Raw genomic sequence first — 22924 nt, 5'->3', positions numbered from 1 at the left:
CCGCCGCCGGCCGGCTTAGGCGTCCAGCTTGGTCAGCGGCGCATACCGGAGCAGCAGGCGCTTCTCCCCAACGTCGAACTTCACCTTGGCTACGGTCTTGTCCCCCGCGCCTTCAAGCGCCAGGACGGTTCCATTGCCGAAGCTGGTGTGGTTGACCTTGTCCCCCACGCTGACGGCGATGATTTCCTTCTGCGGCTGCACCCGGTTCTTGGCGATGAACGCCGGAACGTCGGCGTTGAACCCGGCGGAGGAGTCCGCGGCCGCGCCGCGGGCGGTGCCGGCACCCCAGAAGGAGCCGCTGTAGCGGCCGGATCCGATGGAGCCGCCGCCCCAACCGCCGGCCTGCCTGCTGGTTCCTTCCCGTTTCCATTCCAGGAGCTCGGCCGGGATTTCCTCCAGGAACTGGCTGGCGGGGTTGTACTGGCTCTGGCCCCACATGCTGCGTACCTCGGACCGGGTTACGTACAACCGCTTGCGGGCACGGGTCAGCCCCACATAGGCCAGGCGCCGTTCCTCGGCCAGTTCCTTGGGGTCAGTGGCGGAGCGCTGGTGCGGGAAGAGTCCGTGCTCCATGCCGGTAAGGAAGACCACGGGGAATTCCAGGCCCTTGGCCGTGTGCAGGGTCATGAGGGTCACCACGCCCAACCGTTTGGCCTCTGCCACGGCGGCGTCAATATCCGCGCCGGGAGCATCCGGGATCTGGTCGGCATCGGCCACCAGGGACACCTGTTCCAGGAACGCGCCGAGGCTGCCCTCCGGGTTCTCCTGCTCGTACTCGCGCACCACGGCCACGAGTTCGGCCAGGTTCTCCACGCGGGATTCGTCCTGCGGGTCCGTGCTGGAGCGCAGTGCGGCAAGGTAGCCGGTCTGTTCCAGGACGGCTTCCAGTGCGGCGGCGGCTCCGGATCCGGAGGCTACCTCGGCGAGGTCGTCCAGCATTTTCACAAAGCCCAGGACTGCGTTGACGGACCGGGTGGCCATGCCGGGTGCCTGGTCGGCGCGGCGGGCGGCTTCCATGAACGACGTCCGCTCGCGCTGGGCCAGGGCTGCGACGGCGCCTTCGGCACGGTCGCCGATGCCTCGCTTGGGCTCATTCAGCACCCGGCGGAGGTTGACGTCGTCATCCGGGTTCACCAGGACGCGCAGGTACGCCAGGGCGTCCTTGATTTCCTTCCGCTCGTAAAAGCGGGTGCCGCCCACCACCTTGTACGGCAGGCCCACGCGAACCAGGACGTCTTCGATGGAGCGGGACTGGGCGTTGGTCCGGTAGAAGATGGCGACATCGCCCGGCCGCAGGTTGTCTTCGTCCTGGAGCCGGTCGATTTCCTTGGCGATGAACTGCGCTTCGTCGTGTTCGTTTTCGCCGACGTAGCCGATGATCTTGTGGCCTTCGCCCTCGGCGGTCCACAGCCGTTTTTCCGGCCGGTTGGGGTTCCGCGAAATGACTGAGTTGGCGGCGCTCAGGATGTTTTGGGTGGAGCGGTAGTTCTGCTCCAGCTTGATGGTGCGGGCTTCCGGGTAGTCCTTTTCGAACTCCACGATGTTCCGGATGTCCGCTCCGCGGAAGGCGTAGATGGACTGGTCGGAGTCACCCACCACGGTAAGTTCCGACGAACCCGGTCCTTCCCCCACGATTTCCCGCACCAGGGCGTACTGGGCGTGGTTGGTGTCCTGGTATTCGTCCACCAGGACGTGCCGGAACCGGCGGCGGTAGGACTCGGCAAGCGCGGGGAAGGCGCGGAACATGTAGACGGTTTCGGCGATGAGGTCGTCGAAGTCCATGGCGTTGGCCTGCCGGAGGCGCTGGGTGTAGCCCTTGTAGACGTCCGCCACCGCGTGTTCAAAGGGGTCGTTGTAGTTGGCCGCCGAGGCAAAGGAATCGGCGTCAATGAGTTCGTTCTTCAACGCCGAGATCTTGTGCTGGATGGCCTTGGGGGCAAACTTCTTGGGGTCCAGGTCAAGGGCCTTGGACACCTGCGTGACCAGCCGCAGGGAGTCGGCGGAGTCGTAGATGGAGAAGTTTGATTTCAGGCCGACGTTGGCCGCTTCCTGCCGCAGGATCCGCACGCAGGACGAGTGGAACGTGGAGATCCACATGATCTTGGCGCGCCCGCCCACCAAGGCCTCGATGCGCTCCCGCATTTCCGCGGCCGCCTTGTTGGTGAAGGTGATGGCCAGGATTTCGCCGTGGTGGGCACGGCCGGTGGCGATCAGGTAGGCGATCCTGTTGCTGAGCACGCGGGTCTTGCCGGAACCTGCACCGGCGACGATCAGCAGCGCCGACCCGGCGTGCTTGACCGCTTCCTCCTGCTGCGGGTTCAGTCCCTCCAGCAGCTGGGCGGCGTCCGGGCGGCGGCTGTGGTGGCGTCCGGCGTCGTGCCTGTCCCCGTGGTTCCAGCCCCCGTTGTCCTGGTCCGGATTGTTCCGGTGCTGCAGGCCGCCGTTGCCCGGCATTCCGCCGGGCCCGGCCGTGGTGGCAACGCCCTCAGGCCCCGTCCTGGTGCGGGCGGCGGCGGCAGGAGCGGCCTTGAACGGTCCGTCAGAGTACGGGTCAAACAACATATCCATGGTGCATACAAGTCTAGGCGGTGGGACCGACAACGCCTTCCAGCCTGTGGATTACTTCCCTGCGCGGGGAACCTGTGGAGGCAGCGCCTCAGGCCACCGAGCCTGACTGGAGCGCCGCACGCAACTGCTGCACCGCCGTCGTTCCTCCTGCCAGGAACCACTCCAGGCCGTTGACCCGGACCGTGTCCACGGCGCCGCCGGCGGCACGGACGATCGCCTTGCCCGGCAGCCAATCCCATTCGGGGCAGCTGTGCTGGAACCAGCATCCCAGCTGTCCGTCCGCAACGCGGCCCAGGTCGCAGGACCCGGAGCCCAGCATGCGGAGGGACGCCGCGGAGGTGGCGGCGGCGTGCCAGGGCATGGCGCACATCGGGTCCATAAGCCAGGTGGGGTGGATGTAGGTGGCCGCTCCAAGTTCGGCGACACTGGTGGCGTTGCGTTTGCCGCCGTCGTCGCTGAAAACGGTGAGGAGGTCGCCGTTCAGCGTGGCGGGCCGGTCACGGCCGCCCAGCCACAGCTTGTCCTCCTCCGGCTGGAAGATGGCGCCCAGCACTGCGTCGTCCCGGTCCTTGAGGGCGATGGCGGAGCACCAGTAGGTGGAGCCGTGCAGGAAGTTGTAGGTGCCGTCCACGGGGTCGATCACCCAGGTGCGGCCGCTGGTTCCCTGGACGGAGGCGCCTTCCTCCCCCAGGATGCCGTCCTCCGGCCGGCAGCGCTGCAACTGTTCCAGCACGTAGGCCTCGGCGGCGTGGTCCGCCGCGGTCACCACGTCCGAGACGGAGGTTTTTTGTTCCGACTGCAGGCCGGCCATGCGCATGAGGAGCGCCAACTGCCCGGCTTCACGCACCAGCGCCGCCGCCAGTTCATAGTCGTCCAGTGAGGGGTCAAGAACAGCTGCGCTGTGTCGGCCAGTGGTCATGGCTTCAGTTTATGGGGCGGGATAATGGTGCCATGGCCAAAACCCCTGCCCAGCGGATCAAGAAGCACGGCGCCAAAGCGGTTGTACCGCAACACCAACTGCCACCGGTGGTCAACCCCACCACCAACCGGACGCCGGAGAAGGCGCAGGGCAACAGCAACCTGATCGTCATTGCGGGCGTCGTGGCCAGCCTGTTCCTCTTCTGGTACCTGCACCTGCTGACCCTGGACCAGCTCACGCAACTCACCAAGGGCCTGGCCATGCCGGATTCGCTCATCGGCGGGTTCGACCCCGCCTACATCGGCCGCCTGCAGGGGGAGATGAACGGCGACGCCCTGGGCCAGCTGAACTACGTCCACAAGACCGCCGGCACCCTCTTCCCGCTGATCTTCGGGTTCACCTGGCTGCTGCTCATTGGGACCAACGTGGCGCGGAAGGCTCTGCGCTGGGCGCTGTGGGCCGTGCCCATGCTGTTCGTGGTGGTCCGGTTGTGGGGGAACGTGGCGATTGACGCCATGCTGGCGTCGGAAGGTCCCGACGGCGGCCAGGTTGCCATGGCGTCCGGCCTCACCGTTGCCGGCTGGGTGCTTTTGGTGTTGAGCCTCCTGGCCGGGGCCGCGGCGGTCTTCCTGAACAGGCGGATGCGGAACGAGGCCTAGGCGGCAGTTACCCGGCTGGCAGCAGCCCGCCGTTCCTTCCGGTGCCGGTGTACCCGCTGGGCAATGACCAGCCCCGAGGCGGCCATGCCGACCGTCACGGGATATCCCATCAGCCGTTCCAGTGTGCCGGGCTCCGGAACCATCATGTGCGTCAGGCCGCCGGTCGCCACCGCCGCCAGTGACACCACGCCGCATGCCAGGATGAACCATGCCATGCCGGTTTTGCGGAGCCAGAGCAGGCCGAGCACCAGCAGGGCAGCGCCGCCGGTCAGGAAGTACGTGACCGCGCCCCAGTAGTGCCATGGGGAGCCAACGTCTTCGGGCACCAGGCCCACCACCACCGTTCCGGCGCCCGCGGCTCCCGTGAGCAGCCGGACCGCCGCGGCCGCGAGCCACGGTTCCTTCCGGCCCCAGTTGATCCGGATACCGGGCCGGGCGGCCACGCGCAGCAGCCCCGACGTCAGCAGCAACGCCCCCACCAGCATCCCGAGCCCCTGGACCACGAACGAGGCATTCATCAGCCAGTTCAACGGGGAGCAGACGTCCCGGCCGGAGAATGTCCCGCAGTGGAGGGCGCCCAGGTCGCTGATGTACCCGGTGCGCAGGTCGTAGGGACGGGGTCCCGCCCAGGCCAGGGCCACGGCGGCCTCCGCGGCGAAGTACTGCAGCACGCTCAGGATGGCCCAGGCCCCGATGTACTGGCGGGTGGAGGCTACATTCGGAATGAAGGCAGTGGGAGCGGCAGTGGGGGCTGGACTCATGCCTTGAGCGTAGTACGGCCCCGCACCTTGTATGCTTGTAACCGTGTCCGGACGGACCGGCCCCGCCGAACCCGAACCACCGGATGCCCGCCCTCGTAGCTCAGTGGATAGAGCACGGCTCTCCTAAAGCCGGTGTCGTTGGTTCGATTCCAATCGAGGGCACTTGAACTCCCGTTCCCCGGAGCCCAGCCTCCGCGATTACCTCCTCGGCAGCCCCGCCGGCAACGCAGCCGGCCAGCCGGCACCGCCCCGGCAGTCAGGCCGCTGGCGGGTGGAGCGGGACCTGCTGGACAGGTCGGATGGCACCCAGGGAACCTTTTCCGGCGTCGTCATTTTCACTTCAGTGGACGACGGCGGCCTGGCCCTTCGCGAGGAAGGAACCATGCGCTGGCCTTCTTTCACCGGCCCCGCCTCGCGGGAGTACGTCCTGAAACCCGCGCCGCGGCCCGACGCGCTGGACGTGTTCTTCCCCGACGGCAGGCCGTTCCACCGCATGAGCTTCACCCCCGACTCCAGCCTGGACACCCACTGGTGCGATCCGGATACCTACCGCGTGTCCTACACCCGCCAGGGGCCTGACCAGTTCAGTTACAGCTGGGATGTGACCGGCCCCCGCAAGGACCTGCTGCTGGTCTCGCACTTGGAAAGGATTTCCGCATGAAGGACCGGATTGTGGTTTCCGCCGTCTGTGTGTTCGATGAAGCCGGGCGGCTGCTGACCGTGCGGAAGCGCGGAACCGCCATGTTCATGCACCCAGGTGGCAAACCGGAGCCGGGCGAAACGGCCGTGCAGGCCGCCGCCCGCGAGCTTGCCGAGGAAGTGGGCATCATGGTCCACCCCGAGGAGCTTGAACTGATGGGTGTCTGGATCGCGGACGCCGCGAACGAGGCCGCCACCGACATCGAAGCCACCGTGTTCCTCGCCCCGGGCACCTGGCAGGCCACGCCCGCGGCGGAAATCGCCGAGGTCCGCTGGCTGGATATCAGCGGGCCGGCGGGCGCGCCCCTCCCCCAGGACCTTGCCCCGCTGCTGACGGACCACATCCTTCCGCTCCTGGCGGCACGGGCAGTCTGAGAAACAGCGCCGGACCCCGGAAGCCCTAGAACTCGGGGACGGACTCCTGCGCCACGGCGGTGGCCTCCGCGAACTGCGTCCGGTAGAGCTCGGCGTAGCGGCCGCCGGCCGCCAACAGTTCGGTGTGGGTGCCGCGTTCCACGATCCGGCCGCCCTCCACCACCAGGATGGCGTCGGCCGCCCGGACGGTAGACAGCCGGTGGGCAATGACGACGGCGGTCCGCCCCTCGAGTGCCGCCCCCAGGGCTGCCTGCACGGCGGCTTCGTTTGTTGAGTCCAGCGCGGCGGTGGCCTCATCGAGGATGACGACGCGGGGCTGGGCGATGAGGAGCCGGGCGATGGTCAGCCGTTGGCGTTCGCCGCCGGAAAGCCGATAGCCGCGCTCCCCCACCACCGTTTCCAGCCCGTCGGGCAGGGACCTGATCATGGTCTCCAGCCGGGCCTGGCGCAGGACGTCCCACATGTCTTCTTCGCTTGCGCCGGGCTTGGCTAGCCGAAGGTTGGACGCGATGGTTTCGTGGAACAGGTGGCCGTCCTGGGTCACCATGCCCAAGGTGTCGCGCAGTGAATCAAAGGTGGCATCGCGGACGTCCAGCCCGGTCCCCGGAGCGGTACCGCCAAGCCGCACGGCCCCGGAGTCGACGTCGTACAGCCGCGACAGCAGCTGGGCAATGGTGGACTTGCCGGCGCCGGAGGAACCAACCAGGGCAACCGTCTGGCCGGGCTCCACCCGGAAACTGACGCCGTGCAGAACCTCCTCGCCGCCGCGGGTATCCAGGGTGGACACTTCCTCCAGCGAGGCCAGGGAGACCTTGTCCGCGGAGGGATAAGCGAAGCGGACGTCGTCGAACTCCACCGACACCGGACCGGCCGGTACCGGCACTGCGTCCGGCTTCTGCTGGATCAGCGGCTGCAGGTCCAGGATTTCAAAGACGCGTTCAAAGCTGACCAGGGCGCTCATGACTTCCACCCGGGCGTTGGACAATGCCGTGAGCGGAGCGTAGAGGCGGGTGAGCAGCAGTGCCAGGACCACCACGTCCCCTGGCGCCAACTGGCCGCCCAGCGCGAGCCAGCCGCCCAGGCCGTAGACCAGCGCCAGTGCGAGCGCGGACACCAGCGTCAGGGCGGTCACAAACGTGAACTGCAGCATCGCCATGCGGACGCCGATGTCGCGGACGCGGCCCGCGCGGGCAGCGAACTCGCGGGATTCCTCATCCGGGCGGCCGAACAGCTTCACCAGCGTGGCGCCGGGCGCGGAGAACCGCTCCGTCATCTGGGTGCCCATGGCGGCGTTGTGCGCGGCAGCTTCGCGGCGCAGGTCCGCCAGTTTGGAGCCCATGCGCCGGGCAGGGATCAGGAAGATCGGCAGAAGGACCATGGCGAGCACGGTGACCAGCCAGGACTTGTTGAGCATCACGATTAGGGTCAGGGCCAGCGCCACGGAGTTGCTCACCACGCCGGAGAGGGTGCCGGCAAAAGCGGACTGTGCCCCGATGACGTCATTATTGAGGCGGCTGACCAGCGCTCCCGTCCGGGTGCGGGTGAAGAAGGCAATGGGCATGCGCTGCACATGGTCGAACACCCGGGTGCGCAGGTCCACGATGACGCCTTCGCCGATGGTGGAGGACAGCCAGCGGGTCAGCAGCCCCACTCCCGCTTCGCCCACGGCCACGATGGCGATCAGCACGGCCAGCCAGATCACCGTGCTGGCGGCAGCCTTGTCGATGATGGCGTCAACCACCTGCCCGGCGAGCACCGGGGTGGCGACGGCCAGGAAGGCCGCTGCGATGGAGGAGAGCACAAAGGCGATGAGCTTGCCCTTGTGGGGAGCGGCGAAGGCCAGCACCCGCTTCAGGGTTTCCTTGGAGAACGGCTTGGAGCCGCTCTTGGCGGTGCTGATGTTGTAGAGCGAGCTCCATGCCACGCGGTCCATGCTCATGGTTATTTCTCCTGGCTTGCAGTGTGGTGGAGCTCCTGGACCGTGCCGTTTTCCAGATGCCACCGGTAGTCGAGTCGGACATTTTCGAGCAGCCGGCGGTCGTGGGTGACCAGCAGCAGCGCTCCGTCGTAGCTTTCCAGGGCCTCTTCGAGCTGCTCAATGGCCGGCAGGTCGAGGTGGTTGGTGGGTTCGTCCAGCACCAGCAGGTTCACGCCGCGCGCCTGGAGCAGCGCCAGGGCTGTCCGCGTCCGCTCCCCCGGCGACAGCGAATCCACGGTCCGCGACGTGTGGTCCGCCTTAAGGCCGAATTTGGCCAGGAGGGTGCGGACATCGGCGCTGTTCCAATCCGCCAAAACTGCTTCGACCGCGTCGCCCAACGGCAGGGCACCGTCGAGCAGCCCGCGGGCCTGGTCTATCTCGCCTACGGCCACGTTGGCACCCATGGAGGCATCGCCGTCGTCCGGCGCCTGGGTGCCCAGCAGCAGCCGCAGCAGGGTGGACTTGCCAGCTCCGTTCGGGCCCGTAATGCCTACGCGTTCGCCGCCGTTGAGCTGGAGGTTGACAGGTCCCAGCGTGAACTCACCCTGGCGTGCCACGGCGTTGCGCAGGGTGGCGACGACGGCGCTGGAGCGTGGTGCCTGGCCGATGCTGAATTGGAGCTGCCATTCCTTCCGGGGCTCCTCCACGACATCCAGCCTGGCGATCCGGGACTCCATCTGCCGGACCTTCTGCGCCTGCTTTTCGGAGGACTCGGTGCTGGCCGCGCGCCGGATTTTGTCATTGTCGGGGTTCTTCTTCATGGCGTTCCGGACACCCTGTGAGCTCCACTCACGCTGGGTCCGTGCGCGGGACACCAGGTCCGACTTGGTGGCGGCGAAATCCTCGTACTTTTCGCGTGCGTGCCGCCGCGCCACTGCGCGTTCCTCGAGGAAGGCGTCGTAGCCGCCGTCGTAAACGGCCACACTGTTCTGGGCCAGATCCAGCTCAACCACCCGGGTCACGCAGCGGGCCAGGAATTCGCGGTCGTGGCTGACCAGCACCACTCCGCCGCGCAGCCCGTTCACAAAGCCCTCCAGCATGGCCAGGCCCGCAAGGTCAAGATCGTTGGTGGGCTCGTCCAGCAACACCACGTCGAAGCGGCTCAGCAGGAGGGCAGCCAGGGCCACCCGGGCGGCCTGGCCGCCGGAAAGTCCCGTCATCAGCGCTTCGGAGCCGGCGTCCAGCCCCAGGTTTGCAAGCACGGCCGGGATGCGGTCATCCAGGTCGGCGGCGCCGGAGGCCATCCACCGGTCGAAGGCACGGGCGTAGGCATCGTCAGCTCCCGGTGCGCCGGAACCCAGCGCTTCCGCCGTGGACTCCATCTCCAGGGTGGCTTCCGTGCAGCCGGTCCGGCGGGCAATGTAGGCCGCCACTGTTTCGCCGGCAACCCGCTCGTGCTCCTGTGGCAGCCAGCCAACGAAGGCGTCGGACGGGGCAAGGCTCACCGTGCCCTGCTGCGGCTGGTCGACGCCGGAGAGGAGGCGCAACAGCGTTGATTTCCCGGCGCCGTTGGCTCCCACGACGCCCACCACGTCGCCGGGTGCCACCGTCAGCGAGAGCCCGGAAAAGAGCACACGGTGGCCATGGCCACCTGAGATGTCTTTGGCAACAAGGGTTGCAGTCATCGATTCGTCCTTTCGCCGCTGCCCGGACAGCCGTCGGCGGCCGGCAGATGCGGCGTAAACCGGGCCGCGGCGCCGCTGGGGCTGCAGGACATAGAAGAACCCGCTGGTCCGGACTTGGGGGGTGTACGGACCAGCGGGCTCGACCATCAACTATAGACGAACCGACTCAATGGGCAAAATCGTCCGTCACGGCACGGGGCCGGCGGCACGGTAAAATCGTGCGCACCACCCGTTCTGCAGAGAGCCCTCCATGACCCTTTCCGCCAAGGCGTTCCAGCGCTGGCTGCAAGGCATCGCGCCCGATGCCAGCACTGCAGACGTCTGCAGGGTCTCCGGAATCAAGCGGACCACGCTGGCGCAGCAGCTGGTCCGGGGCAAGGTTTCCGTGAGCACAGTGGTCAGCATCAGCCGCGCGTACAAGATCAACCCCGTCGCCGCACTGGCCGGATTTGACGCCTACACCGCCTTGGCGGGGCCGCAGCGCCCACCCACCAGAAGCGAGCTGGTCAGCCAGGTTTCCACCCCGGACCTTCTCCGGGCGCTGCTGGCCCGTCCGGCCATGGACGCGGCTTTGGGAGCAGCCGCTCCGGCCCTCAGTCATGCCCCGCACGCCACCTCCGTGAAGAACTGGGTGGATGCCATAGACGACGGCGAGGTGCGGCACCGCGTTTCGGCCTCCACAGGAGTGGCACCGCAAAATTATTCCGCCCAATTGACCGCCAACCGGCTGTCCCCCGAGCTCGCCGTCGCCACCGCGCTGGCAGCCGGAGTGGGGCCGGCAGGCGGGCTGGTGGCCACCGGAATCATTACGGAGGAGGAGGCCGGTTGGCCTCCCGGTGCCCGGCAGGCGGCGCTGGACAGCCTCTCGGATGGCGAACTTACAGCCCTTGCTGGAGACCGGCTTCAGGCGATGGGCAAAGTGCTGCGCCGCCAGGAGCAGGACCAAGCGCAGACAGAAAAAATTTGGGAGAACCTCGGATGATCGCGACACTGCAGTGGACCACGCTGGCGATATGTGCCCTTATTGCGGCGGCCCGCATCCCCAGCACCCTCCGGGGTGAGAACCGCTCCCTCTTTGGCATTTTCGCGTTGATGACGCTGGCCATCCTGCTAAGCATCCAGGAGCCCTACATCGTCATCGACCAGGCGTTGGGCGGGATCAACCTGGCCAACCTGCTGCTGCGCTTCGTCATCTTTGGCGCCATCTTCTTCATGGGCATCCGGATTTCCAGGGGCTTCGGCGCAAAAGATGCGTACAGGCTCATCACCGGGCGCACCGGGGTTTCGGTCCTCGTGGTCATCTCTGTTGTCATGGTGGCACTGTTCTTCATGATGGGCACCAGCGGGTCATCGGCCGGCCTCACAGGGGTGGTGCCTACTGACCCCTGGAACTCTGCCTTGCTCGAGTATTACGGGGCCGCCGGCCGGGCTTACCCTGCCTACATCACGCTGGCCCTGCTGCCGGCCATGGTACGGGCCGTCGCCAGCCGGCTGCCGGTCCTGATCCGGGTTGCCGCCGGGCTGCTGGGGCTCGGCGCCGTAGCCACGGGACTGAGCCTGTCCTTCCCCCTTATCCCACCCGCCCTGGGCCAGATAGAGTTCCTCATCAACTACACGGCCGTGCTGTGCTTCGTCGTTGGGCTGGCCTTGATCTGGGTGGCAAGGATCGTCAATGTCCGGACCGCACAACACCGCAGGACATCTACCGAAATGTAACCTTCCGCCGACTTTCACAAAATCATTAGAATGTGAAACAATCATGAATGTGTGAAGGCGGGGCCGCCCGAGCGTTTTCGAACGGGGATAAATTCAAGGCGCTGGCCGCCCCGGGGGCCTTTGCACACATTGGGGGGATGAGTGGTGGCGGATCGTTGGGGACCGCCCCCACTCAGCCTATTTAAGGCCTCTAACCGCTGCCCCGGCCCCAGACTATTTCCGGGTAAACCTCATCGTCACCAGCTGGAACGGCCGGAGCGTGAGCTGGGCGCCGTTGTCCGCAGGAACAATTCCGGGCGCGTCGGTGGGACGCTCCAGGAGATCCGTCGGCACCGCGCCCTTCATTGGGAAGTTGGCTGTGAGGGTTCCGGCGGACCGTTCGCCCAGCGACTCATAAAGCCGGACCACCACATCGCCCGATCCGTCCTGGGCGAGCTTCACGGCTTCAATGACAAGGGCGGGGTTGTTGACGGAGAAGAGCGGCTCCACCGCGGAGCCACCCCCGGCCAGCCGCGGCGCCAGGTTGGTTCGGTACCCTTCCTGGACGGCGGCGGCAATGTCAGCACCCGGCCGGATGGTGACTGTCAGCTCGTGGTGGCCGCGGTCGGCATCGGGGTCGGGGAACTTCGGCGCCCGCAGCAGGGACAGGCGCACGGTGGTGGTGGTCCCGCCGTCGGATTCCCGGATGGTCCTGCCCACGTCATGGCCGTAGGTGGATGCGTTTGCCACCGCCACGCCGTACCCGGGTTCACCTACGTGGATCCACCGATGGGCACAGATTTCGAACTTCGCGGCTTCCCACGAGGTGTTGGTGTGGGTGGGCCGGAAGACGTGGCCAAACTGGGTTTCAGCGGCGGAACGGTCTGCCCGCACATCGAGGGAAAACCCGAGTTTCAGAAGCTTTTCGCGCTCCTGCCAGTCCACGGAAGTGGTGATTTCCAACGACGGGCTGCCGGGGGCCAGCGTGATTCGCTGGATCAGCGGGGAGTTGCCTGCCAGCCGTTCCACCACCACCACGGCACTGCCGCCCTCACCGGACAGCCGGACTGACTCCGCGTGGACCAGCGGTGTGACGTTGCGCCGGTAGAACTCGTCAATGTCCCAGGCATCCCACTCGTTGGGGGTGTCGCGGTGAAGCTCCAGCAGGTTGCCACGCTGGCCGGGCGCGATGGCCTCGCGGCCGCTGGCATGGTCGCGCAGGGAAGCAAGGAGCCCGTCGGCGTCCACCACGGCCCGGATTACTCCGTTGTCCAGGATGTAGCCGCCGTTGTGGGCTGTGGCCTGCACCGGGTCCCGGACCGCCAAGGCTTCACCTGCAGCCAGTGCAGGCACCCCGTTCCGCTCATGCGGTGCCGCGTTGAGGACGAACTGCCGGTCACCCGGGCCCAGCATGGCCGCAGCAGCTTGGCTGATGATCGCTTCGAGTGCGGTTTCGATGGCCTGGTAGTTCCGCTCGGCGTCCTGGTGGACCCAGGCGATGGAGCTGCCGGGAAGGATGTCGTGGAACTGCTGCAGCAGCACCAGTTGCCAGAGGCGCTTAAGCTCTGCCTCCGGATAATCGAAAGCGCCGCCCGCACGGACCGCAGCCGTGGAGCACCACAACTCCGCTTCACGCAGCAGGTGCTCGCTGCGCCGGTTGCCTTTCTTGGTCCTGGCCTGGCTGGTGTAGGTGCCCCGGTGCAGCTCCAGGTACATCTCACCCACCCACACGGGCAGGGCCGGGTAGTCGTCCTCGGCCTGCCGGAAGAAACTCTCCGCGGAGCCGATCCTGACTTTGGGTGATCCCTCCAGGTCAGCGGTCCGGGCAGCCGCCGCAAGCATTTCACGGGTGGGTCCGCCTCCGCCGTCGCCATAACCGAACGGCACCAGTGACACGTTCCCCCGGCCGTGGTCCCGGTAGTTCCGCTCGGCGTGGGCCAGGTCCCTGCCGCTCAGGTCCGAGTTGTAGGTGTCCACCGGGGGAAAATGGGTGAACAGCCGGGTGCCATCGATCCCTTCCCAGTTGAAGGTGTGGTGCGGCATCCTGTTTGTCTGGTTCCAGGAGATCTTCTGGGTGAGGAACCACCGGCTGCCCGCGGCTTTCACGATCTGCGGCAGTGCCGCACTGTATCCGAAGGAGTCCGGCAGCCACGCCTCCCTGCATTCAATGCCGAATTCCGCCAGGAAAAAGCCCTTGCCCTCCACGAACTGACGCGCCATGGCTTCGCCGCCGGGCATGTTGGTATCCGATTCCACCCACATGCCGCCGACGGGGACGAACTGGCCCGCCCGCACCTTTTCCCGGATCCTGCTGAACAGCTCCGGATACAACTCCTTAATCCACGCCAGCTGCTGGGCTGAGGAGCACGAGAAGACGAAATTGGGGTCTTCATCCATCAGTGCCACCACATTGGAGAACGTCCGGGCGCATTTGCGCATGGTCTCGCGGACCGGCCAGAGCCACGCCGAGTCGATGTGCGCATGCCCCGTGGCCACCAGTTGGTGCGCGGACGCGTACGCGGGCCGGGCCAGGACCTCGGCGAGAGCTTCCCGCCCTGCCGCGGCGGTGCCGGCAACGTCGTCCGGGTCCATCACATCCATCATGCGTTCTAGGGCCCGGAGGATCTCATGCCGGCGGGGAAGCTCCAGCGGGAGCTGCTCCATCAGGCCGGCCAACGTCCACACGTCCTGCTGGAGTTCCCAGACACACTGGTTAAGTTCAGCGATGGCGATGTTCCCCAGCCGGTACTGCGGCGCTTCCCCGGCCGTCGCCCTGTCGCCCAGCGGGGTGGCGGCGAAGGTCCAGCCCTGCGCCATGTCCGGGTTCGCTGCCGCCTCCACGTAGAAGTCCACCGCCATGCCGCCGCCCAGCAGCTTCAGCGGAATGTACTGGTTACGGGGTGAGATGGCCTTGATAATGGTCCCATCCGGCCGCCAGGCAATGCCCTCGCACTGGAACCCGGGCGCTTCGGTGGTGAACCCAAGATCCACCACCACCTCAACGGTGGTGTCCGGCCCGCCGCCCCAGGAGTCCGGTACCTCCCCTTGCAGCCGCAGCCACGTGGTGCCCCAGGGCCGGCCCCACGCGGCGCCGTGCTCCTGCGGCTGGAACTCCTGCCGCATTGCTTCGAGCGCGGGAACCGGTTCGCCGGGGACTTCCCAGCTGCTCAGGGCAAGCGGAACTGTCCGGCTGTACACGGCAGGGGCGATGCGCTCGCGCACAAACCTGGCCATGCGGACTTCCGTGATCCTGCGGTCGTCATGCAATATGAATCCTCTTTAGGCTCGTGGCTGGATCATCGCGTCCATTCGATGGACAAATCTACCCGCTGGGAGCACCTCAACCAACCCCCCTTCCAGGGCAGGCACTGGCCATCCCGGCAGAGACGGCCTAGGCAATGGGCACGGCGGGCGCGGGGCGCAGGATTCGCGCGTCCCCGGCGTAGACATTGAAACTGGTTTCCCGGCTGAAACCCGCCAAAGTCAGCCCGTTCGCCTCCGCCAGCTCCACCGCAAGGCTGGAGGGGGCACTGACAGCGGCCAGGACGGGAATTCCCGCAAGGGACGCTTTCTGGACCAGTTCAAAGGATGCCCTGCCGGATACCTGAAGGACTGTGCCGGTCAGCGGCAGCAGGCCCTCGCGCAGTGCCCAACCCACCACTTTGTCCACGGCGTTGTGCCGTCCAACATCCTCGCGCAGGCACAGGAGCTGCGGGTCGCCGTCGTCCCCAATCCTGAACAGGCCAGCCGCATGCACGCCGCCGGTGTCCTCGAAGACGCGCTGGGACTTCCGCAACAGCCCCGGGAGGGCGGCCAGGACTTTGGCATCCACGGTCAACGGGTCCGCCCGCGGGCTGAAGTGGGAGGACTTCTGCACGGCCTCGATGGAGTCGGTTCCACAGATGCCGCAGGAGCTGGATGTGTAGACCTTGCGGCCTGTGTCGGGAAGCGGGACGTCCGGCCGCAGCTGGGCTTCCACTACGTTGAATGTCTGGACGCCGTTCTCGTCCTCGCCGGCACAAAAGCGGAGCGAGACCAGCTGCTCGGGAGCCCAGATGACGCCCTCGGAGACCAGGAACCCGGCCACCAGGTCAAAGTCGTCCCCCGGAGTCCGCATGGTGACCGAATAGGAAAGGCTGCCCAGCCGGATTTCCAGCGGCTCCTCGACGGCGAGGACGTCCTCGCGATGCCGGACCGGGTATTCCAGGGCCTTCGGCGAACCGTCCAAAACATACTTGTGCACTTTGCGGCGCTGGGTTACTCGTCCCATGTTCCACCCTGCCTGTTCATTACTCCATCATGGCACCAACAGCACCCGCCTCAGCCCAAGAGCGCGCTCCAGTCCACGGGTCCACTCGCTGCCGGTTTGCCCTTGGGCTGGGCGCCACGTGCGTTGCTGCGCGGTTTGGTTTTAACCCGGCCCTCCTGGACGCGGGGTATGGGCGGCCCCCACGGCAGGGCGAATGCCGGCACCGGCTCCCCAAGCTGCACGCCATGCGGGGGCACTACCAGCACACCGTCGGCAGCGGCCAGTCCCCGCATCATCCCCGGGCCCGTATGTTGTGCCGGGGACGCCATGCCATACAGCAACCGGAACGGCATCAGGCGGGTACGGCCGGGATCCGGCTCGATCATCGTCCCGCAGGGCACCTCCTCCACCGCCGGCATGGCGCGGTGCCCCAGCGCTGCCAGCAGCGGTGCACCCACGGTGGAGAGCGCCATCATTGCCGCCAACGGGTTGCCCGGCAGCCCCAGGACAAAGCGTCCGTCCGGCAGTTCGGCGAGGACCGCGGGGTGGCCCGGCCGCATGGCCACGCCATCGATAATGAGGCGGCCGCCGAGTTCGGCCACCGCCCGCCGGAGATGATCCGTTCCCGAGCGCCCGGTGCCCCCGGTCGTAATGACGACGTCGGCCGGCAGGTCCGGCGCGCCCGGCACCTCCGGCAGCACGTCCTCAAGCGCCGCCAGCCATTCGTCGTACGAGTCGCCGATCCGCTGCTGCCCGCCGGGGATGCCCCCCAGCGTTGAAACGACGTCCGGCATTTGCGGACCGAAGGTGTCGCGCACCTGGCCGGGAGCCGGCGTACCGTGTTCCACCACCTCGGACCCGGTCAACACCAGGCGCACCACGGGCTTGCCCTGGACCTGCAGTTCGTCGTAGCCGGCCAAGGCGGCCAGTGCCAGGTGGGCCGGATTCAGCTCCACCCCCGCTTTGACCAGGACGTCCCCCTCCAGGGCTTCCTCCCCGGCCTTCCTGATATGCTCCCCGGCGCGGGGTTCGCCGGGCCGGGCCTTGCCTCCGGTCATCAGGACAGGAAGTCCTTCATCATCCTGGCCAAGGACCGCGTTCTCGGTGCGAAGAACCGCCTTGCCGCCGGCGGGGATCAGCCCGCCCGTGGCGATGGGGCTGGCCTGGTGCGGCGCCAGCCGGGTGCCGGGCTCCACCGGTATCCAGGGGCCGCTTCCGTTGACCACCCAGCCGTCCATGGCTGATGAGGCGTAGTGGGGCATGTCCTGGAGGGCAACGATGTCGCGGTCGAGTTTGCGGCCCAAGGCGATCCGCAGGGGCACCGGCCCCGGGGGAATCGGTGTTGCGGCATCGAACGCAGCCCGCCGTGCTTCTTCCCAGGTATGGGCCAGATGGTGATGGTCCGCATGTCCTTCTTCAGCCGACCGGACATCCGGAGCCCCGGATCCTCCGGTGCCTGGTTCAGCGGTACCGGGTTCAGTCATACCGGCTTCAGCGGTACCGGGTTCAGTCGCTGCCGGTTCGGTTTTGCCGGCCGGGATATCCATGTCACTGCCAGGTGGCGCATCAGGATCGCCCTGGGGTTCTGCAGTCATTCGCCGGGAGTCCCGGCGGCGGCCTCAGCCTCGTAGTCCTTTGCCAGCGTGCGGGCAACGGCCAATGCCGCGTCCATTGCTTCGGCATCCATTTCCCTGCCGGGAGCGGCAGCCAGGCCTGCTGCGAATCCGGCGATAAAAGTGGTGAGCGGGGCAGCCGGACGGACTACAGCATGGGCGGCAACACCGGCAAGCGCCAGCACCGCGTTGACATCCACCTGGACATCCTCAAGCTTGTACGCCTGGAGAAGGGCCCTGCACCACTCTTCCAGCGTTTCGTCCTGGCTCTTCACGAATTGCCTCCCACGTTTGCTCGCCCGAATGCCGGTCCTGGCCATCACGCTGGTTCCCGGCGGCAATCCCCAGCGCGGCAACGTCATCCCAGGTATCCACGTCGGCGGTGGACCCGGCAGGGACTGTGACAAGCTGCACGTCCAGACTAGCAAGGAGCGCCCTGACAGAGCCGTTGACCAACGCGTCGCGGGCCGCAAGGGTCTTACAGGCTTTAGTTAACTCAGACGTGCGGTAAAAACCTGCCAGCGGCTGGGCCCTGCCGTCTTCGGCACAGGCCATGACACCTCCGGACGCCGTTTCGATGGAGGCGCCCAATGCGTCCTGCAGCACGGCCACCGCTTGGGATGCCAACGGCATATCGCAGGCCAGCACCAGGGTGTAGGGCAGCCCGCCGCCGTCGCCCGTCCGGGCGTGGTGGGCCGCCAGCGCCTCCAGACCGGCGGCGATGGCAGCCGCGGGACCGGCGAAGCGGGGTTCCTCCCGGCAGGTCAGAAGATTGGCAGGCAAGGCCGGCAGGGGTTGCGCGGCCGATGGCCGCTGCGGCAGGAACTCCGCGTCGCCCACGACGACAGTAAGCCCGGGCCCCGCGGCAGCAGCCACAGCCCGTTCCAGGAGGGTTTGGCCCTGGAAGACCAGCGACTGCTTGGGCATGCCTCCCAGCCGTGATGACCTCCCGCCGGCCAGGACCAGGGCGTCAAAGGCAGGGCTCTTCACTTCCACTCCCCCAGCCTAACTACCCGCGTGCCGGCCGGCAGCACGTGGGATCAGGGCGGCCTGAGAGGTCAGGGCGAAACGACAAGTCACGCCGCAGACAGGTCGCTGCCGGAGCAGCGGGTCAGGCAGCGCGTTCCGGAAGCAGGAAGGGATCCCACGCCGGTGTGGGTTTCTCCAGCTCCTTGATCTGCCAGATGGTTCCATGCGGAGGTGCCGGCACGAACCGCAGGGTCCATCCCATCTCGGCGGGAGTGTGGTCTCCTTTGACGTTGTTGCACCTCAGGCAGGCGGCCACCAGGTTCTCCCACGAATCTGCCCCGCCCCTGGATTTCGGATGCACGTGGTCAATGGTGTGCGCAGCCTTCCCGCAGTAGGCGCATTTATGCCCATCGCGCCGGAGCACTCCCCTGCGGCTGACGGCAGTGGAATGGTTGTACCGGGGTCGGATGTAGCGGTTGAGGAGGATCACGGACGGGCGCCCCAGGACGTCGGTGGGGCCCACCACGGGGTCGTCCCCTTCGGCCACCACACTGGCCTTGCCTGTCAGCACAAGCACCAGCGCCCGGCGGAAAGTAATAACCGCCAGCGGTTCATATCCAGCATTCAGAACGAGAGTGCGCATGCACTTACCTCTTCACGGCCGCACCCGTCAGGGGCACGAGGGCCGGCTGCCCTCGGCATGTCCGGGCTATGGATCGACATCACAAGAGTAAACAAAGAAATGCAGAATCAGGTAATCTCCGCCCGGGAGCCAACCAGCGGCTGACACGTCAGGAGGCGTCCGCCCCGGCGGCGGCACCCCACTTAAACACCAAAGACCCCCACCTCATGGGCGGGGGTCTTTGGGACATTTTGAGGCTGGCGGCCGTTCACGCCAGCGCCGGAATGCCTAGTTGACGCGGATGAAGACGGGGCCGGACCCAACGTTTGCGCTGAAGACCACCGTCTGGTTTCCGTTGTAGCCGCCGTGGACGGCCATGCCGTTTCCGGCGTAGACAGCAATGTGGGCCATGCCCGCGCCGCCGTCAGCGTAGTAAATCAGGTCGCCCGGCTGCGCCTCGGCTGCACTGACGGTGCGGCCCAGGGACAGGTAGCCGGCGGGCCAGTCGTGGAAGTGGATTCCGACGGCGGCCAGCGAGTTGGTGACCAGCATGGTGCAGTCCTGCATCACGCCGAGCTGTGCGTACGCGGCGGAGAGGATGGCGGCACCCTTACCACTGGCGGATGCCTGGGCTGCGGGAGCGGCAGGAGCGGCGGCGGTGGCAACCTTGGCCGTGACTTTGGGGGCAGCAGCGGGCTGCGCGGCAGGAGCGGGAGCGGCTTCCTGCACCTCGACCTCGGGCTCAGGCTCGACGACGGGAGCCGGCGTGGTGGTCACGGCAGGCTTCTCGTAGCTGATGGAGATGGTGGAAGCCGCGGAAATCGGGGCGTCAACGGCGGATCCAACTTCCAGCGCGGAGGCCGGCGCGGAATCACGCTTGACGTTGGCGTCGGCAGCGTTGGCAGCGATGCCGGAGGTCAGGACCAGGCCGGAAGCGGCAGCGATGACCGCAGCCTGGCGGCCCATGCCGCCTGCGTTGTCGCTGACAGCCTTGGCAATGACAGCGATTGAGTTGGTTTTGGTGACCTCGGCGCGATGCCGTGCGGTGGCACGAGTCGTCATCAGTTCTCTCTTTCGTTTTCCCTCGAACCGCAGGTGGGCAGGCGAAGGGTGTTGGACGCGCCGGCATCTTGGGGGTACGCCGGCGCGTCCCGAACGGGGATGTGGTTTTTAGCGAAGAAGCTTTGGGCAAAGAAAAAGCCCCTGGAGCGTGAAGCCCAAGAACTATTTGCTGTAGTGGTAGTACGTGGAGGAACCGGTGGCCGCGGGCGAGTGGAGCAGCGTGCCCTGCGAGGGGTTGAGGGCGCTGATCATCATGCCGTTACCGACGTAGATGCCGACGTGCGCGCCACCGTTCTGGACAACCAGGTCACCCGGCTGCGGTGCGGAGGTGGGGGTCATGATGCTCCACGCGTTGGTGCGGGGGATGCTGATTCCGGCCTGGGCGTAAACCCACTGCACGAAACCGGAGCAGTCCCAGCCGGTGACGGGGCTGGTGCCGCCCCACACGTAGGAGTGGCCGATGCCGGTGTAGGCGATAGCGGCAATGCCCGAGGTTGCCGCAGCGGATACGGACTCTTCCGCCTTTGCGGCCGGGGACGCCTCCTGGCCTGCAGTGGCGGTGTTGGCCGCGCGGTTGGCTGCTGCCGTGGACTGGGTACGTAGCGCTTCAACCTTGGGAGCGGCGGTGGTCTTGACGACCGGACGCTCGAAGGACACCGTGGCCGTGGGGGCAGCGGTGACGGCGAGTGCCGTCTGGGCCGAACCGGACTCGGTGGAGGCAGAGACACCGGCAGTGGTGTCAGCTGCCGTGGCGGGCAGGCCCATGCTCAGGATGAGGCCCGAAGCCGCTGCCACAACGGCAGCCTGGCGGCCTACGGTCCCGGCATTTGCAGTGACAGCCTTGGACATGGCGTCCAGCGGGTTGGTGCGAACCGTTTGCGCACGGTGGCGCGCAGAATGATGGCGTGAAGACACGAAGTAGCCTCTCCCAATGCCTGCGAGGTGAGCTGTCGGATTCGGATGGGAGTCACCCGGCCACGCTGCTTCCTGGGAAGCTTTGTGTCTTAACCCCAAGGCCTTCTGGAAATGAAGGCCAAAATTGGTTCCCCCGCCCCTGCCAGACGATGAAATGCGAACGGACCTTGAGCGGTGGCAGAGTTAGGCAATCCACTCAAGAGCGTCAACTTCGGAAAAGTTGACGCGAGTTAGACGGTACAGCAGTTTTGTTTCAATGTCACATTCAGGTCACGACGAGTCACGACGATCTGAGAGTGAGCAATCATTCGGTTACAGCCAGCCCATTGGATCGACCACTTCGCCATTGACCTGGACCTCGAAGTGCAGGTGGCAGCCGGTGGACGCGCCGGTGGTGCCGCTCAGTGCCACGACATCCCCGCGGGAGACGGTCTGGCCGACTTTGACGCTGAAGGACGAGAGGTGGTTGTAGGTGGTTTCCAGCCCATTGCCATGGTCGATGACCACCCGGTTTCCGCCGCCGAACGGGTGCCAGCCCGCGAAGGTGACCGTCCCTGTTGCGGCCGCCAGGACCGAGGTGCCGCACTGCGCCACGAAGTCCTGGCCCCTGTGGAAGTCTCCGGAACCTCCGGTGATGGGACTGACCCGGTAACCGAAGGGGGAAGCGGTGGCGAGGGACCCGAGGGGTGCAGCCAGGGTGCCGGCCGAAGCGGCACGCGTGACGGAGCCGGCGGACTGCGCGCTCAGGAGCTGCTTCAGCTTCCCGTCCGGGTCCGCCTGCGTCACCACCGCGGAGCGGCTGAAGTCGACCTGGGCTCCGATATCAGCGGAAATCTGAGGCTGCGGGCTGACGGCGGAAGCAGCCATGGGGGTACTGCCGGCGGCGTCCGTGGCCATGACGGGACTCGTGGCGGGCACCGTAACCGTCAGCACCAGGCCCGTTGCGGCAAGGGCCATACCGGCTTTTTGGCCGATGCCGCTGGCGGCGGCAAACTCCGTCATCTGCCGGAAGGGACCCCGGCGGCGGCGCGCGTCGCGATGCAGGTCGCGGGGGCGCTCCGCTGCGACGACTTCGGCAGCCCGGGGTGCCGAAGGGGGGCCGGCCGCGCGTCGGCGGCCCCGTGGGGTCTGCATGGTCAAGAAGGGTTCCTCTCTGGAAGAAGCCTGCGGAGTTAGCTGTCGGATTCGGGTCAGAGAGTTCAAAGACCCGGTCCGCCGTAGGCAAGCTTCTGCGCAGGGGTATTCCCGGAAGAATCCTTCACTGGAGAGGCTTGCTGCTGACGGACTTCACCCCAAGGCAGTCCCCCGCTGCCGCTTGTGGTTCCCCCGCCTCTGCCAGTAACGAACTCGTTCACCTGGCCCGCTGGCAGAGCTCGGCTCCGGGTCAGGTAACGCTTATGTATCAACGCTTGGTTCCACTATAGGGGCTTAAGTCCCTAGGTAACAATTCCGTTACCTTTGCGTGGACGTGCCTGTCTGGGGTATGGAAAGTGCCCGATCAGTCCTGGTTGATGGCAACGAAGACGTGGGCAGCAACCTCGGGCGGCAGCTCCAGCGCCCCTTCGATCCCCGCGACCCGGACGGAAATGTACTCGCCCACGCGTTCCAGCGTCACCGCAGCACCGGGCCGGATCCCGCCCTCATCCAACTGGGCCAGCAGTTCCGGTTCCACCTGGATTGGCTCCGCCAGACGGCTGATGGTCACGCCCGAGGCGGGCCCGTAGTTCTTCATTGCTTCCACCAGGCTGATGGCGCCGTCGGCAAAGCCGCGGCCCGCCTGGCCTCCAAGCGCAGCAAGGCCGGGAATGGGATTGCCGTAGGGCGACTCGGTGGGGTGGCCCAGCATTTCGTAGATGCGCCGCTCCACCCGCTCGCTCATGACGTGTTCCCAGCGGCAGGCTTCGTCATGGACGTAGGCCCAGTCCAGGCCGATGACATCTGCCAGCAGGCGTTCGGCCAGCCGGTGCTTGCGCATGACCTCCGTGGCGCGCTTGCGGCCTGTATCCGTGAGTTCCAGGTGGCGGTCACCGGAGACAACGACGAGCCCGTCCCGCTCCATGCGGCCGATGGTCTGGGAGACGGTGGGCCCCGAGTGGCGCAGGCGTTCGGCGATACGGGCCCTGAGGGCAACGATGTTTTCTTCCTCAAGCTCCAGGATGGTCCTGAGGTACATCTCCGTAGTGTCGATCAGATCCGTCATCCAGCTCAGCTCCTC

General features: G+C 66.8%; 20 protein-coding genes, 1 tRNA gene and 2 riboswitches. Of the genes, 6 read left to right on the top strand and 15 right to left on the bottom strand.

Features of this window, described 5'->3' with window-relative positions; all coding sequences use genetic code 11:
• Positions 1-15 precede the first annotated feature (15 nt).
• Positions 16-2562, bottom strand: a complete 2547-nt coding sequence (gene pcrA / locus FBY36_RS13230; protein WP_442858261.1) for a DNA helicase PcrA — start codon at positions 2560-2562, stop codon at positions 16-18.
• 94 nt (positions 2563-2656) lie between these two features.
• Positions 2657-3487 (bottom strand): inositol monophosphatase family protein, encoded by an 831-nt coding sequence (locus FBY36_RS13225; protein WP_142120051.1) that lies wholly within the window; start codon positions 3485-3487, stop codon positions 2657-2659.
• A 32-nt stretch (positions 3488-3519) separates the two neighbouring features.
• On the opposite strand from FBY36_RS13225, the gene FBY36_RS13220 reads away from it, so the two are divergent.
• The gene (locus FBY36_RS13220) at positions 3520-4146 is read left to right on the top strand and encodes a hypothetical protein (protein WP_142120049.1); all 627 of its coding nucleotides are present in this window, start codon (positions 3520-3522) and stop codon (positions 4144-4146) included.
• Here FBY36_RS13220 and FBY36_RS13215 read toward each other — a convergent pair.
• Positions 4143-4907 carry a DUF998 domain-containing protein gene (locus FBY36_RS13215; protein ID WP_142120047.1) on the bottom strand — a complete coding sequence of 255 codons (765 nt, stop codon included), beginning with the start codon at positions 4905-4907 and terminating at the stop codon, positions 4143-4145. The genes FBY36_RS13220 and FBY36_RS13215 overlap by 4 nt on opposite strands.
• Positions 4908-4996: 89 nt before the next feature.
• Here FBY36_RS13215 and FBY36_RS13210 point away from each other — a divergent pair.
• The 3 genes from FBY36_RS13210 (at position 4997) to FBY36_RS13200 (ending at position 5981) form a co-directional block, all read left to right on the top strand.
• Positions 4997-5069 (top strand) — tRNA-Arg (locus FBY36_RS13210).
• A gap of 1 nt (position 5070) precedes the next feature.
• Positions 5071-5568, top strand: a complete 498-nt coding sequence (locus tag FBY36_RS13205) for a DUF6314 family protein (RefSeq protein ID WP_200830490.1) — start codon at positions 5071-5073, stop codon at positions 5566-5568.
• Positions 5565-5981 carry an NUDIX hydrolase gene (locus tag FBY36_RS13200; RefSeq protein ID WP_142120045.1) on the top strand — a complete coding sequence of 139 codons (417 nt, stop codon included), beginning with the start codon at positions 5565-5567 and terminating at the stop codon, positions 5979-5981. The genes FBY36_RS13205 and FBY36_RS13200 overlap by 4 nt, the downstream gene beginning before the upstream one ends.
• Before the next feature lie 25 nt (positions 5982-6006).
• On the opposite strand, the gene FBY36_RS13195 is transcribed toward FBY36_RS13200, so the two are convergent.
• Entirely contained in the window at positions 6007-7920 is a 1914-nt protein-coding gene (locus FBY36_RS13195) for an ABC transporter ATP-binding protein (RefSeq protein WP_142120043.1), read from the bottom strand.
• 2 nt (positions 7921-7922) lie between these two features.
• Positions 7923-9584 (bottom strand): ABC-F family ATP-binding cassette domain-containing protein, encoded by a 1662-nt coding sequence (locus tag FBY36_RS13190; protein WP_142120041.1) that lies wholly within the window; start codon positions 9582-9584, stop codon positions 7923-7925.
• 250 nt (positions 9585-9834) lie between these two features.
• Here FBY36_RS13190 and FBY36_RS13185 point away from each other — a divergent pair, with 250 nt between their 5' ends.
• Positions 9835-10566, top strand: coding sequence for a hypothetical protein (locus FBY36_RS13185; RefSeq protein WP_142120039.1), 732 nt, complete (start codon positions 9835-9837; stop codon positions 10564-10566).
• The gene (locus FBY36_RS13180) at positions 10563-11300 is read left to right on the top strand and encodes a hypothetical protein (protein WP_142120037.1); all 738 of its coding nucleotides are present in this window, start codon (positions 10563-10565) and stop codon (positions 11298-11300) included. The genes FBY36_RS13185 and FBY36_RS13180 overlap by 4 nt, the downstream gene beginning before the upstream one ends.
• Before the next feature lie 213 nt (positions 11301-11513).
• Here FBY36_RS13180 and FBY36_RS13175 read toward each other — a convergent pair whose 3' ends face one another.
• From FBY36_RS13175 to FBY36_RS13135, 10 genes are all read right to left on the bottom strand, one after another.
• Positions 11514-14546 (bottom strand): alpha-mannosidase, encoded by a 3033-nt coding sequence (locus FBY36_RS13175; protein WP_142120035.1) that lies wholly within the window; start codon positions 14544-14546, stop codon positions 11514-11516.
• Positions 14547-14670: 124 nt separating this feature from the next.
• On the bottom strand, positions 14671-15549 hold the full coding sequence (gene fdhD / locus FBY36_RS13170) for a formate dehydrogenase accessory sulfurtransferase FdhD (protein ID WP_142120033.1): 879 nt from the start codon (positions 15547-15549) through the stop codon (positions 14671-14673).
• A 50-nt stretch (positions 15550-15599) separates the two neighbouring features.
• Positions 15600-17123: a molybdopterin molybdotransferase MoeA gene (locus tag FBY36_RS13165; RefSeq protein WP_442858244.1), complete on the bottom strand. Its 1524-nt coding sequence runs from the start codon at positions 17121-17123 to the stop codon at positions 15600-15602.
• Positions 17120-17461 (bottom strand): DUF6457 domain-containing protein, encoded by a 342-nt coding sequence (locus tag FBY36_RS20855; RefSeq protein WP_235008951.1) that lies wholly within the window; start codon positions 17459-17461, stop codon positions 17120-17122. The genes FBY36_RS13165 and FBY36_RS20855 overlap by 4 nt, the downstream gene beginning before the upstream one ends.
• Positions 17352-18137, bottom strand: coding sequence for a molybdenum cofactor guanylyltransferase (mobA, locus tag FBY36_RS13160; RefSeq protein ID WP_235008823.1), 786 nt, complete (start codon positions 18135-18137; stop codon positions 17352-17354). The genes FBY36_RS20855 and mobA overlap by 110 nt, the downstream gene beginning before the upstream one ends.
• A gap of 115 nt (positions 18138-18252) precedes the next feature.
• The gene (locus FBY36_RS13155; protein WP_142120031.1) at positions 18253-18753 is read right to left on the bottom strand and encodes an HNH endonuclease; all 501 of its coding nucleotides are present in this window, start codon (positions 18751-18753) and stop codon (positions 18253-18255) included.
• Positions 18754-19020: 267 nt separating this feature from the next.
• Positions 19021-19794: an NlpC/P60 family protein gene (locus tag FBY36_RS13150; protein WP_142120029.1), complete on the bottom strand. Its 774-nt coding sequence runs from the start codon at positions 19792-19794 to the stop codon at positions 19021-19023.
• A 162-nt stretch (positions 19795-19956) separates the two neighbouring features.
• Positions 19957-20643 carry a C40 family peptidase gene (locus FBY36_RS13145; protein ID WP_142122629.1) on the bottom strand — a complete coding sequence of 229 codons (687 nt, stop codon included), beginning with the start codon at positions 20641-20643 and terminating at the stop codon, positions 19957-19959.
• 69 nt (positions 20644-20712) lie between these two features.
• A riboswitch (cyclic di-AMP (ydaO/yuaA leader) is annotated at positions 20713-20893 on the bottom strand.
• A gap of 128 nt (positions 20894-21021) precedes the next feature.
• Positions 21022-21843: a M23 family metallopeptidase gene (locus FBY36_RS13140; RefSeq protein WP_142122628.1), complete on the bottom strand. Its 822-nt coding sequence runs from the start codon at positions 21841-21843 to the stop codon at positions 21022-21024.
• 12 nt (positions 21844-21855) lie between these two features.
• A riboswitch (cyclic di-AMP (ydaO/yuaA leader) is annotated at positions 21856-22067 on the bottom strand.
• A 140-nt stretch (positions 22068-22207) separates the two neighbouring features.
• Positions 22208-22909: a metal-dependent transcriptional regulator gene (locus FBY36_RS13135; protein WP_142120027.1), complete on the bottom strand. Its 702-nt coding sequence runs from the start codon at positions 22907-22909 to the stop codon at positions 22208-22210.
• Between the last annotated feature and the right edge of the window lie 15 nt (positions 22910-22924).

This window comes from Arthrobacter sp. SLBN-122, from assembly GCF_006715165.1.
In the GTDB taxonomy this organism is placed as follows: domain Bacteria; phylum Actinomycetota; class Actinomycetes; order Actinomycetales; family Micrococcaceae; genus Arthrobacter.
Note: the sequence above shows the minus strand (reverse complement) of the source record. Positions and strands in the feature narration are given on the sequence as shown.